The 13,457-nt window shown below is 51.9% G+C and carries 10 protein-coding genes and 1 pseudogene; 5 read left to right on the forward strand and 6 right to left on the reverse strand.

The window, feature by feature from the left end:
• Positions 1-358: 358 nt before the first annotated feature.
• Positions 359-871, reverse strand: coding sequence for a hypothetical protein (locus J7E41_RS27605; protein ID WP_214997400.1), 513 nt, complete (start codon positions 869-871; stop codon positions 359-361).
• A 683-nt stretch (positions 872-1,554) separates the two neighbouring features.
• On the opposite strand from J7E41_RS27605, the gene J7E41_RS27610 reads away from it, so the two are divergent.
• A complete protein-coding gene (locus tag J7E41_RS27610; protein ID WP_214997401.1) occupies positions 1,555-1,722 on the forward strand; it encodes a hypothetical protein in 168 nt (55 codons plus the stop codon).
• Between the two features lie 197 nt (positions 1,723-1,919).
• On the opposite strand, the gene J7E41_RS27615 is transcribed toward J7E41_RS27610, so the two are convergent.
• The 3 genes from J7E41_RS27615 to J7E41_RS27625 all read right to left on the reverse strand — a co-directional run bounded on the left by J7E41_RS27615 (position 1,920) and on the right by J7E41_RS27625 (position 3,993).
• Positions 1,920-2,111, reverse strand: a complete 192-nt coding sequence (locus J7E41_RS27615) for a hypothetical protein (RefSeq protein ID WP_214997402.1) — start codon at positions 2,109-2,111, stop codon at positions 1,920-1,922.
• 127 nt (positions 2,112-2,238) lie between these two features.
• Positions 2,239-2,394: a phage tail assembly chaperone gene (locus J7E41_RS28475; RefSeq protein ID WP_214997403.1), complete on the reverse strand. Its 156-nt coding sequence runs from the start codon at positions 2,392-2,394 to the stop codon at positions 2,239-2,241.
• A gap of 1,014 nt (positions 2,395-3,408) precedes the next feature.
• Positions 3,409-3,993, reverse strand: coding sequence for a phage tail protein (locus J7E41_RS27625; RefSeq protein ID WP_214997404.1), 585 nt, complete (start codon positions 3,991-3,993; stop codon positions 3,409-3,411).
• A 1,038-nt stretch (positions 3,994-5,031) separates the two neighbouring features.
• Here J7E41_RS27625 and J7E41_RS27630 point away from each other — a divergent pair.
• The 4 genes from J7E41_RS27630 (at position 5,032) to J7E41_RS27645 (ending at position 11,498) form a co-directional block, all read left to right on the forward strand.
• Positions 5,032-7,470, forward strand: coding sequence for a type I secretion system permease/ATPase (locus J7E41_RS27630; RefSeq protein ID WP_251029724.1), 2,439 nt, complete (start codon positions 5,032-5,034; stop codon positions 7,468-7,470).
• 8 nt (positions 7,471-7,478) lie between these two features.
• The gene (locus tag J7E41_RS27635) at positions 7,479-8,729 is read left to right on the forward strand and encodes an HlyD family type I secretion periplasmic adaptor subunit (RefSeq protein WP_214997405.1); all 1,251 of its coding nucleotides are present in this window, start codon (positions 7,479-7,481) and stop codon (positions 8,727-8,729) included.
• Positions 8,730-8,731: 2 nt separating this feature from the next.
• A complete protein-coding gene (locus J7E41_RS27640; RefSeq protein WP_353049437.1) occupies positions 8,732-10,423 on the forward strand; it encodes a TolC family protein in 1,692 nt (563 codons plus the stop codon).
• Positions 10,424-11,126: 703 nt separating this feature from the next.
• Complete coding sequence (locus tag J7E41_RS27645) at positions 11,127-11,498, forward strand: cell wall hydrolase (RefSeq protein ID WP_251029725.1); 372 nt, start codon at positions 11,127-11,129, stop codon at positions 11,496-11,498.
• 1,533 nt (positions 11,499-13,031) lie between these two features.
• Here the strand turns inward: J7E41_RS27645 and J7E41_RS27650 are convergent.
• Entirely contained in the window at positions 13,032-13,232 is a 201-nt protein-coding gene (locus J7E41_RS27650; RefSeq protein WP_214997406.1) for a hypothetical protein, read from the reverse strand.
• A pseudogene (locus J7E41_RS27655) lies at positions 13,213-13,457 on the reverse strand (hypothetical protein); the annotation flags it as partial. The gene J7E41_RS27650 and the pseudogene J7E41_RS27655, both read right to left, overlap by 20 nt.

Below are 13,457 nucleotides of genomic sequence, written 5' to 3' on the forward strand. Positions count from 1 at the left end.
ATTAATGGATTAACCGCTCAGGACACTAGAGCGTCGAAGACCCACTGTTTGTTATTTTTATGAACTCACCGTTTTTCGACTGTGGCGGTGGTCGTTTGGCATTGTATCAAACACAGTCGATCCTAGACGATTCCCCCCCTCAGATACGAACGTGTCCACCTCAATTAGGGATATTGGGAAATAGAAAAAAAATAGTGGCATCTCCTCAATAAAATTGCGCTAACCCAATGAGTACGGCCACTTATTCAGGGCTCGCAATCCGCCGTTAACGCTATTTACCTTTAGGAGGTAAAGCCTCATGACGGGGAACGTGTGCCGATGAGGACTCAAAATTTAGAACAGGAAGCATGAACCATGCCTAGATTTTTTTGATACCCGACTCCAACGTCACCATTGCGCGCATTGTCCGTTCATTTACTGCCAAAATCTCATCTATTTGCTCACGAGTTATTGCCCTCGGACACCCCGGTTCAGTGGCATTAATCCAGCTCAACAGCGTCGCGCTACACGCCTTATATCCCGCCAATATATCGGATAACGCTCGCGACTCTTCACGTATCATTTTTTGCGACTCCTCATTGTTGACGAAATCCTTTTCTGGAAAAACATCCCTGATGGCGACTTCCATCAGATGTGACTCAACAGCGTTCAGACCAATCTGCTGCTGCACGCCCTTAAGATCAGGACCTAACTTGAGCAGAGCCTGCGTAACCAGATCAGTAGCGTTAATTAACGCCACTACTTGGACTTGCGTCATTGCAGCTGCACGCCCGTCCCAGCTGGATTCCATCCAAATTTGGAGTAAAGCGTTGTATTCGCTGCTCGCCCTTAGCAAGGTGGAAAAAGCATCCAGTTGTGCAGTGTTTAGCATCTTGACTCCCGCCTCTCACCCTTGAATGGGTGCATAAGACGATAAAAAACATTCCGCCTAATCGGATATAGGACTTCGCTCAAAGTTGGTGCGCTGCGAACGCCAGCACCAAAAACCTGAAATGTCTTCTGCTCCCATCGTCGACTAGCGCAGCATGGTTTTTGCGTCAGCATCCCACCGTGTCAGCGCATTGGATCAATGTATCCAGCGACCGGGAACCGGCATAAGGGTATCGTCACGGCGACCCTTTGAATTGACTCGGATTTTCTCAACAGTCCAGGGGTGCACTGCATTACGTCTTTCAAACCTTACCGGCGATACCTCATTGTTGAGCGCATGACCTCGATTTTGGCTGTAAAACATCTTGATGCAATCGAACGCGCCGAAGCACTCATAAACCATACTCAACGCGGTGATCACCAACTCGGCTCTGACTTGTGCAAAAGCGCCCGACCCTCATTATGCATCCGACTTGTCAGCCAACCGTATCCGATTGGTTAAATTACGATTCGTCGCGATGACCGATGGAGGTCGCCCCCCCCCCCCATGGCGGCCAGCGGGGCAGCGCCAATGGATCAAACGTAGAGCATAAGGTATGCCCTGTTGGCAAGGATTTTGCCACCACCCCCGACATACAATGTATCACTGCGTACTTTTTGTTGGGCGCTTGAGGGAATAGCGTGATGAAGATCAACGGTAAAGTCGAGATCAAAGTGGTCACCGATGCTGTATGCGACGTGCCGACTCAAGTCCCGCTCAAAGAGCCGTGGTTTTCAGCTTGTCACGCTGCAAGCATATTGGGGTATGGCTCGAAGCATGACGGCGAGCGCTACGATGATGCCGCCCGATAAATAAGAGCACAAGTGTGAGATGAATGACTGCTAATTATTTTGCACGTATCGCAAAGGGATTTAAGTGAGGTGTGTCGGATTGGCTCGCGCCGCCTTCCAAACAAGGTTTAAAGACCTCTACGACATGTAGATGTGCTGCCCCGGAAATGCTTCAACACTTGTGATTGAGCCCGGAGCAGCGGTATGAAAGCAAAAATTTAATGTGGGTTCACAATACCATCCAACTCAACGTACGCCACATCGGCAATGTTTTTGAGCAAATCGAATACCGAATTGGTAGTGGTCTGAATAAAATCGAACGGCGCTGCAGACGCTGGCTGAGCTGCCAGCAAAACGCTGGTCATGGCGGTGGCATAGAAAGCTTTCTGAACGATGGACTTGAGATTCATGGTCAGGACTCCAAAATGCCTTGTTAGCTGAGGTACGAAGCGACATGCCCGGAGGCACTTGCTTCACACGCCTGAGTGTAGAAGACGGAAAAACCCAAGCAAGCTCGCATGAACTCTTTTTCAGTGATTAGTTATACGTTGAGTTGGGCGCAAGTGACAACGCAAGCCAGCTTGGCCGTTCGGGACGGCTCTGCGGGTCGGGAAACCCAACTGTACTTAGCCAATCCCGCAGCGCTTGGCGATAAGCCTGCAACGCGCCGTATTGCTCAGCTTTCAGCGTCATCTCGGCACCGCGGTCGATTTGATCGCGATGACGGGTTACCAACGCATCACTCAGACTATCTGGTTGTTGCGCCAAGCTCTTTGAGTGGCTTGCTCAGACCTGTCTATCGCTATCGCCATCATGCTGCTGACGGGAGCTCCGACGCCTAAGGCGGCGGTACCAAAACACCGCCAAAGGGTGCCAATCTTCACGACGTACAGGAAGGTGGCACTGGCAATTGGATAAGACGTGCGCCAAAGATAACCGTCGTTGATTTGACGCCCTGCGGCAGCACTTGATACCTCTCCCGCCGCACTGCTATGGAGGAAAATAACCCCGGCGCCGTCAGGAAGATCTGCAAAGGGCGGCAGTTCCGTGTGAGACCAGCACCGCCCTGGAACAAGATAACCGTGCCGATATCGTCAACAGTCAACGGGGCGTCGTCAGCCACTGCTCGTGCGCCCCTAAAGCTGCCGAGCGAACGTTGCACAAATTCAGTATTCGCAAGCGACTGGTCTTTGTCGAACTGCGGCGCAGTGGGCGCTTCAGGGGCCCCAGTCAGTACAGGACAGTGACTGGATATGGCATCGGTTATGCCATCTCCCCCCAAGGAGGTCGGTGGGTTTTTGAAGTCGGCGAAAGTGATGTCCGGTAGGTCATCTAACGCTAAATTGGCCCGTCGGTGATGGCCCCTTGAGGTTGACCGTCACGTTGCTTTAGGTGCCAGGCGCCACCCCACTGTGGTCAAGGTGGTGCTGATACTGACGTTTGCGCCACCATCGACTGTCCCGCTCTCGGGAAGGCGCCTGTAAATGAAAAAGACCGAGCCATGGAGCTTCAGTGCTTTGGCCGCCTGCCCTGCATTCATGGTTCCATCGAGCAACCCGTCAGCGCGCACTTTCAGCCAGGCTGTACACCCGGCAAGCTCGGGGGCTTGCTGACTGGCGATACCCCCAAGGACCACCTAACTCCGGGTCACCGGTCCCAATCCCATAAATGCCGACGCATAGTCTGACTCCTCTGGCAATGTCGCTATCAGGTGCTGCTCCCATAATGATATTGGCCGTCGAAGGCAGCCGCTTGGTTGTAACGAATGGCGACGCTTGGATATTCCAGTGAGACCAAACGACACCGTTTCGGGGCGATGGACAGCAGTGCTTGCTTCAACGAGGCGGCCTGATCGTTGGTGATGGCGCGTGTCATGATCAGTCGGTACAACGGCCAGCTGCTCGAACTGCCGTAGGTGTTGAAGCCGTTAAAGGTGGTAGAGCCCTCATAAGAGGCTCCGCCCAGTCCCCCCTGAATGCTGACCTCTCCAAAGCCAAGCAGCCGGATATCCTCTCGTACCGCCCAAGGCGTGCCTTTGTAGCGGTGCAGTTCAACAGCGTTCTTTATGAGGTTTCGGCGAGCATCGGCGGATTCAGCCAGTTGCCAAGCGACCTCGTCGAGCACGAAGAACTGTTCGGCCAGAAGCGGTAACAACGACGGCTTAACCAGGTCGACCAGGTACACCAACATGACCTTGAGATCGAGCTCTTCGAGGATCTCGTTGAGCCGCTCCCAAAGCAGGGTAAAACGTTCGTCGACTGCCAGCGCTGGGGGCATTTGTTGCTCAACCATGTGCGGTGCCAGCATCGATCAACGCAACTGAAGCGCAGTTGGCCCATTCATGGCTTAGCAGTTGCTGCAAGGCATCGGGAATCGAGAATCGTAAGTTGCACCTGGTACACACCCCGCACCTGCAATTGACCAATTATCTGCTGCGGGACGAGTCTCGCCACTACCCGGCACGTCGCTCAATTGCATAGGCCTCAGCCGCTGCCTACACAAGCGCCATGGCGTTTTCCCGGTCAACATCTGCGTGAAAAATGATCTTCGCTTAAATCTGATAAGTCACTTCGACGGGCAAGTAAACGTGGACGGTGTCGCATAAGGGCCGCAGCTTTTCGCCATTTTCAAACAGGAACGCCGTCCGCAGAGCCTTTTTAGCGACGATGATGGGATTGTGGAGGATGATTTCGGATTGGACGTCACAGACGACTTTTCGGTGACAAGGTCCCGGGCTAAAGATCAGAGTGGTAAACACCTTCAAGGGAGCTCCACCGCAGAACAAATGGCTCCAGATTCGTAGCCCCCCCTCCGAGGGTATTACCAAGAAAAGATGCTGCGTATTAAATGTCGGAAAACTAGGAGCACCAAGGCCTAGGCATATATCTAAATTTTAAAAATGCAGAATGCGGCGAAGCCATCACCCTACAATAGTCTTGCCCACATAGAAGATAACAATTACAATCGAACTTCCCATTTAACACCGCAAATTCAGCGTCTAGACTTTCTCAGTCCGAAATCAATTCCGAGCAGATTAACAACATCCAAAGCATCGCACCTGCCGTATGCTTTCGATGCAAAATCTCACTTCTAAATACATTTAATACATGACAATAAACACCCCTCTAAAACCCAACTAAAATCCCCGCGCGCGCCTCCCCACTATTTGAGACAGATCTCATTCCCTCCATATATCGGCAATTGATAATTTATAAATTATATTCATCACATCAACTACAGCACCATTAATTATAGAACAAAAGCCTTGCACCAGCCGCACCCATCATTCGAGCCACCATTGGGTGGTTTACTTTTATCAGGACCCTACTGATGGCAATTGATCACGCGCCTGCCGACGTGCAAGCGGAGAGGCGAGACATATTTGCCTCCCAACCAGAGATTCAAGACACCCTTCTGCTAAGCGTTTCCTGGCTGTGTGAACATTATGGCGTCGAGCGCTCACCGCAAGCGTTGACCGCAGGCCTTCCCAAGGTAGGGTTGTTAACACCTTCATTGGCCTTGGACAGTTTGACCAACGCTGGTTTCAGAGCTGGACTGGTCCAACGCCGAGCTCGCGCGCTGCCCATTTCATTGGTACCGATGATTCTACTGCGCAAGGATCATGGAGGCGGCATTTTCCTTGGCCGCAGACCCGACCCTGATGCCGAGGATAAGCGCGCGTGCCTGTATCAGGTGATACTGCCGGAAATCAATCCGGAGCCGATTGAGATCACTCAGGCCGAATTCGATGAGCTGTACATCGGTTTTGCCATTCTAGCCAAGCTCAAGGCCAAGGCAGACAATCGTGCCGGCGAAGAAAGCCTGCGCCCCGCGGGGCATTGGCTTTTCAGCACACTATGGCGTTACCGGCGCTATTACCGCAGCGCGGCCATTGGGGCCGTACTGATCAACGTGTTGGCCTTGGCCAGTATCTTTTTCACCATGAACGTCTATGACCGAGTGGTGCCCAATCAGGCCTTCGTTACGCTGTGGTCCCTGGCCATCGGTGTCGTCGTCGCCATGGTGTTTGAAGCCGTTGCCCGTTACGTTCGGGCTTACTTAATAGACGTCGCCGGAAAAAAAGTCGACCTGGTGGTGGGCACAATGCTATTTCGCCAAGCGCTGGCCATTCAAATGGAACACAAGCCTGCCTCGTCGGGTGCCTTTGCCAACCAATTACGCGAGTTTGAGTCAGTACGTGATTTTGCGACCTCGGCAACACTAGCCACCCTGACAGACCTGCCGTTCGTATTAATGTTTATCGCCGTTATTTTCTTCATTGGAGGGCCGCTGGGCTGGGTGCCCATGTTACTGATTCCTCTGATCCTGATTATCAGTATTGCTATTCAGTGGCCGCTGGCCCGGACGATGAAAGAAAACCTGCGTGAATCCTCCTTGAAGCAGGGAGTGCTCATTGAGTCCATTGAAGGACTGGAGACGCTCAAGGCTGTCGGCGGCGAGGCCTATATGCAGCGTCGCTGGGAAACCTTCAGTGCGCTTTCTTCAGCCACCTCAATGAAGTCGAAATCCTTGTCGAGCGTGGCCACCGGCACGGTTGCCTTTGTTCAACAGATCCAGACCGTGGCGTTGATTGTGCTAGGCGTTTACATCATCGATGCGGGAGAGTTGAGCATGGGCGCCCTGATCGCAACGGTGATGCTCGCCGGTCGCGCAACAGCCCCCCTGAGCCAGGTAGTCGGACTTGCCGTACGCTTTCAGTCAGCCAAGGCCGCCCTGAGCTCCCTAAGTGCTCTGATGGAATTGCCCGTCGACCGCGATGTGTCGCGTGAATACCTGGGCAACCCCGTATTGAGAGGCCAATTGACTCTCAAGGGAGTAGGTTTTGCCTACCCTGCCCCCCCAATGCAACCCAACCCTCCTGTATTGCAGGCCATAAGCCTGATAATTGAACCGGGAGAGCGTGTCGCTATTTTAGGCCGCGTCGGCAGTGGTAAATCCACGTTGCTACGCGTCATGGCCCGTTTGTATTCCCCCGTAGGGGGGCAAATGTTTTCCGACGGTCTGGACATCAATCAAATTGACCCGGCCGACTGGCGTAAAGCTGTGGGTTACGTTGGACAGGAGGCCCGCCTGTTCTATGGCTCATTACGTGAAAACGTGATGATCGGCCGGCCTGAGGCGACGGCGGAGGAGTTTCTTCGTGTTCTGCGTCTGACCGGACTGGATCAGGTAGCGGCTCGTCATCCCAAGGGCATTAACTTGCCCATCGGCGAAATGGGTGAAGGGCTTTCAGGGGGGCAGCGCCAGCTAGTGTCTTTGGCCCGCAGTCTGCTCGCCAGACCGAAACTGCTCCTCTTGGATGAGCCAACCAGTGCTATGGATACTCAAACGGAAGCCGCATTTATACAGCACCTGCATAGGGCGACAGAAGGTCAAAGCCTGGTCGTGGTAACTCATCGCCCGTCACTATTGAGCCTCGTCACGCGCATCATTGTGGTGGAAGAGGGCAAGGTCGTCGCTGACGGCCCAAAAGACACCATTCTGGCAGCAATGAGTGCCCCCTCCTCCCTTGGCGCCAAGAAGCCTCGCAAGGCTGACGTCTCCACAGCAACGGGCGTCAACACAGAACAGAAATCCCCCATCGACGAATCTTCACAAAGCACCTCGTCGGAGTCCTCGGTACCTGTTGCGTCAACTCAAACACCGGCGCGACCGTCCATGAGCCCAAGCAAACGCAATCAACAGGCCCCAACCGACATCACTCAGGCACAAGTGAACACTGCATCGCACGCTTCTTCTGCTCAGTAGGAAATCCTATGACAAGCCGAATCAAGAACTATTTTTCAAAGCCGACCAGCACCGCGTTGCAGCCTGGGGACGCGGCCTACATGAATGATATCCGGGAGTCGTTATTGACGCAGGCCACTCCGGGATCACGGCTGATCTTACATCTCATGGCAACTGTCTTAGTCGGCGCATTGGTGTGGGCTTATTTTGCCCGAGTTGAAGAAATCACGTTGGGCGAGGCCAAAATCATCTCCAAGAGCCGCGAGCAGATTATCCAGAGTTTGGAGGGCGGCATCCTTATGGATATGCATGTCCGTGAAGGCGATATTGTCGAAAAGGGGCAAATTTTGCTGCGCATCGATCCTACGCGAGCAGAAGCCAGTTACCGCGAGGCGCTGTCCAAAGTAGTTGGTTTGCGGGCCAGCATTATTCGCCTGCGAGCAGAAGCGTATCAGCAACCCTTGGAGTTCGGTGATTTGACCAAAGAGGATCCTGCAGTAGTAAAGCAGGAAATCCAGGCTTATACAGCCCGCAAAAAAGCGCTCAATGAGAGTATTGCAGCCCTTGAGCGCGGCTACACACTGTCGACACGAGAAATTACATTGGCCGAGCCGCTTGCCGCAAAGGGTCTTATGTCGGAGGTCGAAATTCTGAGGATGCGACGTCAAGCCAACGACATCAAAACTCAAATCGTCGAACGCATAAACCGCTATCAAGCCGAAGCCAACGCCGAATTGGCGAAGTTTGAGATGGAGCTGTCGCAAACGAGCGAGAACCTGGTCGGTCGCGCGGACGTGATGGAGCGCACGACTATCAATGCGCCTGTTCGCGGCACCGTTAAAAACGTTGCTGTGAACACCCGAGGCGGGGTCATCCAGCCCGGTGAACCGATCATGCAGATCATTCCACTGGAAGACCAATTGCTGGTGGAAGGTAAAATCCGTCCCTCCGATGTGGCGTTCCTAAGGCCCGGGCAAAAAGCGACGGTTAAAATCACCGCGTACGACTACAGCGTTTATGGCGGACTCAAGGGCACCGTTGAGCACATCAGTCCCGACACCTTGAAAGATGACAAAAAGGCTGCCGCCGGCCGAGCTGACGACACTTACTATCGAGTGTTGGTATTGACGGACTCCAGCCACCTGACTGCGGGCAGCAAATCCTTACCTATCATCCCCGGGATGGTGGCATCCGTAGAAATTCGTACCGGCGAAAAAACCATTCTCGATTACCTGCTTAAACCTGTGCTCAAAGCACGCGAAGCATTCCGGGAGCGGTGAGCGTGAAAACCTCATTTTTCAAGTGTAAATTAACGCTGACCAGTCGTCTGATTTTGCTTAGTGCATTGGGAGCATTGAGCACTCAACAGGCTTGGGCCGAAGAAAAGCTTCTACAATTCGCACGTGTGAGCCCTGCAGACAAGCCTGGTCCCGCTCCTCAATCTCAAGCTACAACTCTGCCCTCACGCACGCCACCCTCTGATCGAGCAGCGGCGCCGATAGCTGTGTCTGCGCCCCCCTATAATATAGACTTAAATTTTCAACCGGTTACCGAAGCAACCCGGACGCCTCCCCCCGCTCCTCGGGTAATGACAAATACACCACCAGTTAGTCAGCCGCAGCTAAAAAACCAGGTAACACGAACAGAGCAAACCGCGCAGGCAGTAAACACCCGACAATCGCCGGGTAGCGTCTCCGCAGTAGAATACTTAGCGCTATCTCCTCGACTCGCCGCCCAGGGAAGTGTTCCGGTAACGGGTCCAAATGAAAATGAATTACGTCTGATCTTTCTACGTGCCGTTGAAACGGCCCTCGAACGTAGCCCAGAGGTCCTTCGAACTCACGCAGAGCGCGACGCAGCTCTTTCCGATGTCGATGAAGCGAAAGGACAGCGGTGGCCACAAGTCGAAGTGGGAACTCAAAGCCCTGGCGTTGAATTTGGTGGAGGAAATAAGACTGGTGGTGGTAGCGGAGGTCTGAGCGTAGCCGTCAATACCATGCTGTTCGACTGGGGGCGGATAGATAAAACAATCAACAGCCGGGAGAAACTCGCCGGCGCTGCGGATAACGGTGTCGCGGCACAAGTCGAAGATACCAGCTTTGACGTGGTTAGCACCCTGATCGAGCTCGGCAAACAGCGTCTGATCGGAGAGCGTAGTCAGGACTTTGCCGATCGCATGGATGAGCTGGTCAAAATGCTTGCAGGTATTGTTGCTGTCGACAAAGGCCGTAACAGCGAACTGACCCAGGCCAAGGCTAGGCTGCTACAAGCTCAAGCACTTACCGACGCAGCCGAAGCAAAAGCTCGTGAAGCTGAAATCAATTTACTCAAACTGGTCGGTGACAGGCCAGTACCCATTCCCCAAAGTCCCGCATGGAATATCAGAATGGCCAACCTGGAGCAACTGATCAGTGCTGCCAAAGACCATCCTACATTGCGCCAGGCAAATGCCCAGGCCGAAGCCGCTGACCTACAGGCCGAGGCCATACGAGCCTCCGGCTTGCCGCAGTTGAATTGGGCTATCAGCAAAAGTACCGCAGAAGATACACTGGGTGATCAGCAAGCTTGGCAGACTAATCTAAACATGACCTGGGGCGCCTTTCGCGGCGGATCCACGCGCGCATCCGAACGAGCCGCCCTTAGCCGGGCCAGTGCAAGCCGTCAAGAAATGGCGCAACAGATGCGAGATCTGGAATTTCGTATCCGCACGGCAGACAATGATGCCCGAACACAATTGGAGCGTGCGCAGCTGTACAGCGAGCTTTCGGTGGAATCGGACCGAATTAGGGATGCGTTCTATCAGCAATGGTATCACTTAGGCAAACGAACATTATTGGATGTATTGACCGCCGAAAATGATCATTACGGTAATCAGGTCAGTGAAATCAACACCCGTTTTGACGGTTATCAATCAATCATCCGTCAGTACGCCAGTGCAGGCACCCTCACTTCTTGGTTGAGAGGAGGACACTAACCCAAAACGCTTGCCTGTTCACTGGATTTGGCCAGCGACTTTAACTACCCAGGCTGTTCCATTGATCATCTCGCACATTTCTAATCCTTAGTACCCTTAAGAGCAGCCTGCCAGCGACCAGTGCTGGCAAATCAATAGATCCACCGTCGAGTTAGTCGATACACTCAAATAGATCAGGGATATACAAACGCACGCCCGTTGCCAGGGACGACCTCTTAAGCGGGTCAACATATGTCTTGGTGTGGTGCGCTCGCCAATTACCATTTGAATCAAGGTAGCGCCCAACTCAAGGCGAAACAGGTCGCCGATCAGCGCGCAGTGAGTGGCACAGTTCTAATTCGCACTGTCGCCTTATAAAACAATTTGGCACGCCAACTTTGAGCCTCGGTTAATACAGACAGAGTTAAAAACGAGAATGCGCATACCCGGCTCAATGCAATCAGCCAGTTCATTATCAAAAACCTGCACGCGCCAGGAATGAGCACGGCTGTTCGATTGGATCAAACATTCCCGGCCGGATGATTGCGTGGAGAAATAAATCGAAACAGACCGTTGTCACACGCCCCCTCCGCATTCAAGACATATCCTATACGAACTACCTCAAGCTTTCTACAAAATCACACCACTGCGTGAACTCGATTAATGTAAAGCTTAAGCATCGATAATCTCCCAATACTCGATGGCTTTGGCCATAGAGACGTTTATGACCCTGCAAGCAGCCTTAATGTGCCTGGCACTGAATATTTATCACGAGTCACGCGGCGAACCTATCGATGGACAAATTGCAGTAGCCATGGTCACCATGAACCGCGCCGACTGGCAACCTTCCGAGGTTTGTCGGGTAGTTTATGAAAAAAATCAGTTTTCTTGGACTAACAGCAATAAAAATAAAACACAAGAACCCATTGCATGGGCAAGAGCAAAACGCATAGCAAAGCGTGTCGTTGATCGAAAGCATCACGATATCACGTATGGTGCAACGCATTTTCATTCGCACACCCTACATCCTGCGTGGCGTAAAACACTGAAGAAAACCACCATGATTGGTCAGCATGTTTTTTATACAAACAACTAAAAAACTCAAATACTGCCAACTTGTACAATCGCACTAGCAGTTAACTCAAATCACCTAAAACAAAAACATCTATCGTGCTCTAAGGAGCCGTCATCACTTATTCACAGTCCCTATATATCGCACGCTGCATTTCTCAACGGCACATTCCGGCTCCCAAGGGCCATGCGGCATTATCGATTGCCCTGGACAATCGCGCCAAGAACTCCAGAGCACTTACGAGTTATTTTAACCCCTGCCGCGTCGACGTGAAACCTTCGCGATGATGGGATCACATTCATCTGGGCCATGCACTAAACAGACGATGGAATAGATTATTTTTATCACCGCCGATCATTTAATGCACTCAGTACTTTTTAAATGAAAAAAGATTGTCGTTGACTTCCTCGCGATAATATCAGCCCCTCCCCCAACAGAATCTGGGCATTCGCCACGCTTCCGAACTTTGTCGCCTGTTGCCGCACCTGTAATCCCCCCTCTACCTCCGCCTCCGCCACCACTCGCGGGGCGCGCGGGCGTGACATCACCAGCCTTAGATCACACGGACAGAGGGAGCACCACAACGCAATGGCAAGGTGGCGCACTCAGTCTTTGCGGCCGCCCTGCATTTCAGCGCGGTTAAAAATCATTCGGAATTTCCTTGGAGGTCGCCGTTTTATTCTCCCCATACAGTAAATCTATGATTTGGGTGATAATCATAAATCCCCTTAAGTTCCAGGTGTCGTCTTTTCGCTCAAAGGCAGCACGCCACGCTCCCCTGCCACCACCGGGAGTTGCCCGGGCCATGCCGTACAATAATACCGCCCTACAGTTTTAATTGTCACTGCGCCTGCGCGAATGCCATCCATGATATCATTGACTCTAGTTTTGGCGCTTCCAGAAATTCGCGTATGACACCTGTGCAGAAGCCAGTGCCCCCATTTCTACTTAATAGGAGGGTCATGCTTTGGATGTGTCCAGTAGGTTAGAAGTGTTTGTGTCGGTGTGTTTTTTTGCGGAAGGGTTAGCTTTGGTCTATGGTTGTTTTTTAGTTGAAAATTCTAACGGAGTTAAATACCTACCAAGATCACTACTTAAAAAATAGATTCTTCACTGCAGGAAAAATGCATTTTATTATCTGCCTTCCTGGCAACTATGACGTAAGGAGCGCCATCATTCGTAAAGGCCGTCATCAATCCTGGGACATACATTTCTATTTTTTGTCATTAAACTTTTCTGCAGCCAGACTTCTTAGCTCATTTTCATAGGGTGTACTTGCAAGAGGGCCGTCCTTTAGTCCTTTAATTCGAGCTGAGCTTGGCGTACGCTTCGTTTCGCATTGCGATAAACTACCAGTAGTTTATCGAGTTTTTTTGCTGAAAGGTGAATTTACCGGCGCCAGTGCTGCTATTTTTGCCTGCGTAAAAATATCTGTCGCCACCACATAAAACATGTCAATTTTTGGATTTTTGCATCGTATAGCTTTTGTTTGTGAGCAGCGAGCATGTCAAACATTTGAATTTTATTACTCAGACCAAAGGCCCTGTCAAATTTCTTTTAGATATCGGCGACGATATCATTGAGGAAGGCCCAAGTGCGCAGTTCATTTTGCAGATAAACAAATGCTTTCTCATAGCGTTCGAGTGGTACTTTTTTGTTGTTTATGTTCATCATGAGATCGCTAAACTCTTCAACCTTCTTCTTGCCCGTCTTGCGCATGGTTTCCATGAGTATACGATCAGCTAATTCGTCGGGCATTGATTATAATGCCTGACCTTGTTTCAAGCCGTAAGTTCATAGCCTTGACCCACCACTCTTTTCTTACTAAATAAGCAATCGCCAATGCTGTTTTTGTTGGTGTATACACCCTTTCAGACGGCTTTCCAAGGACGCCTCCGCCCGTCTGTTCGGCGATGTAGGCCGAACCGTTATCGCTGAGCCACTGTACCGGCGTCGCAGGTAGTTGATCACCAAAACGCTTCT

The sequence above is a fragment of the Pseudomonas fluorescens genome, from assembly GCF_018614655.1.
GTDB lineage: Bacteria > Pseudomonadota > Gammaproteobacteria > Pseudomonadales > Pseudomonadaceae > Aquipseudomonas > Aquipseudomonas fluorescens_BX.

Bases quoted from the DNA above. Each gene is read 5' to 3' on its own strand.
- J7E41_RS27645 (WP_251029725.1), top strand. From the start codon at position 11,127: ATGACCCTGCAAGCAGCCTTAATGTGCCTGGCACTGAATATTTATCAC.
- J7E41_RS27605 (WP_214997400.1), bottom strand. From the start codon at position 871: ATGCTAAACACTGCACAACTGGATGCTTTTTCCACCTTGCTAAGGGCG.
- J7E41_RS27610 (WP_214997401.1), top strand. From the start codon at position 1,555: ATGAAGATCAACGGTAAAGTCGAGATCAAAGTGGTCACCGATGCTGTA.
- J7E41_RS27635 (WP_214997405.1), top strand. From the start codon at position 7,479: ATGACAAGCCGAATCAAGAACTATTTTTCAAAGCCGACCAGCACCGCG.
- J7E41_RS27630 (WP_251029724.1), top strand. From the start codon at position 5,032: ATGGCAATTGATCACGCGCCTGCCGACGTGCAAGCGGAGAGGCGAGAC.
- J7E41_RS27615 (WP_214997402.1), bottom strand. From the start codon at position 2,111: ATGAATCTCAAGTCCATCGTTCAGAAAGCTTTCTATGCCACCGCCATG.
- J7E41_RS27650 (WP_214997406.1), bottom strand. From the start codon at position 13,232: ATGCCCGACGAATTAGCTGATCGTATACTCATGGAAACCATGCGCAAG.
- J7E41_RS28475 (WP_214997403.1), bottom strand. From the start codon at position 2,394: ATGACGCTGAAAGCTGAGCAATACGGCGCGTTGCAGGCTTATCGCCAA.
- J7E41_RS27625 (WP_214997404.1), bottom strand. From the start codon at position 3,993: ATGGTTGAGCAACAAATGCCCCCAGCGCTGGCAGTCGACGAACGTTTT.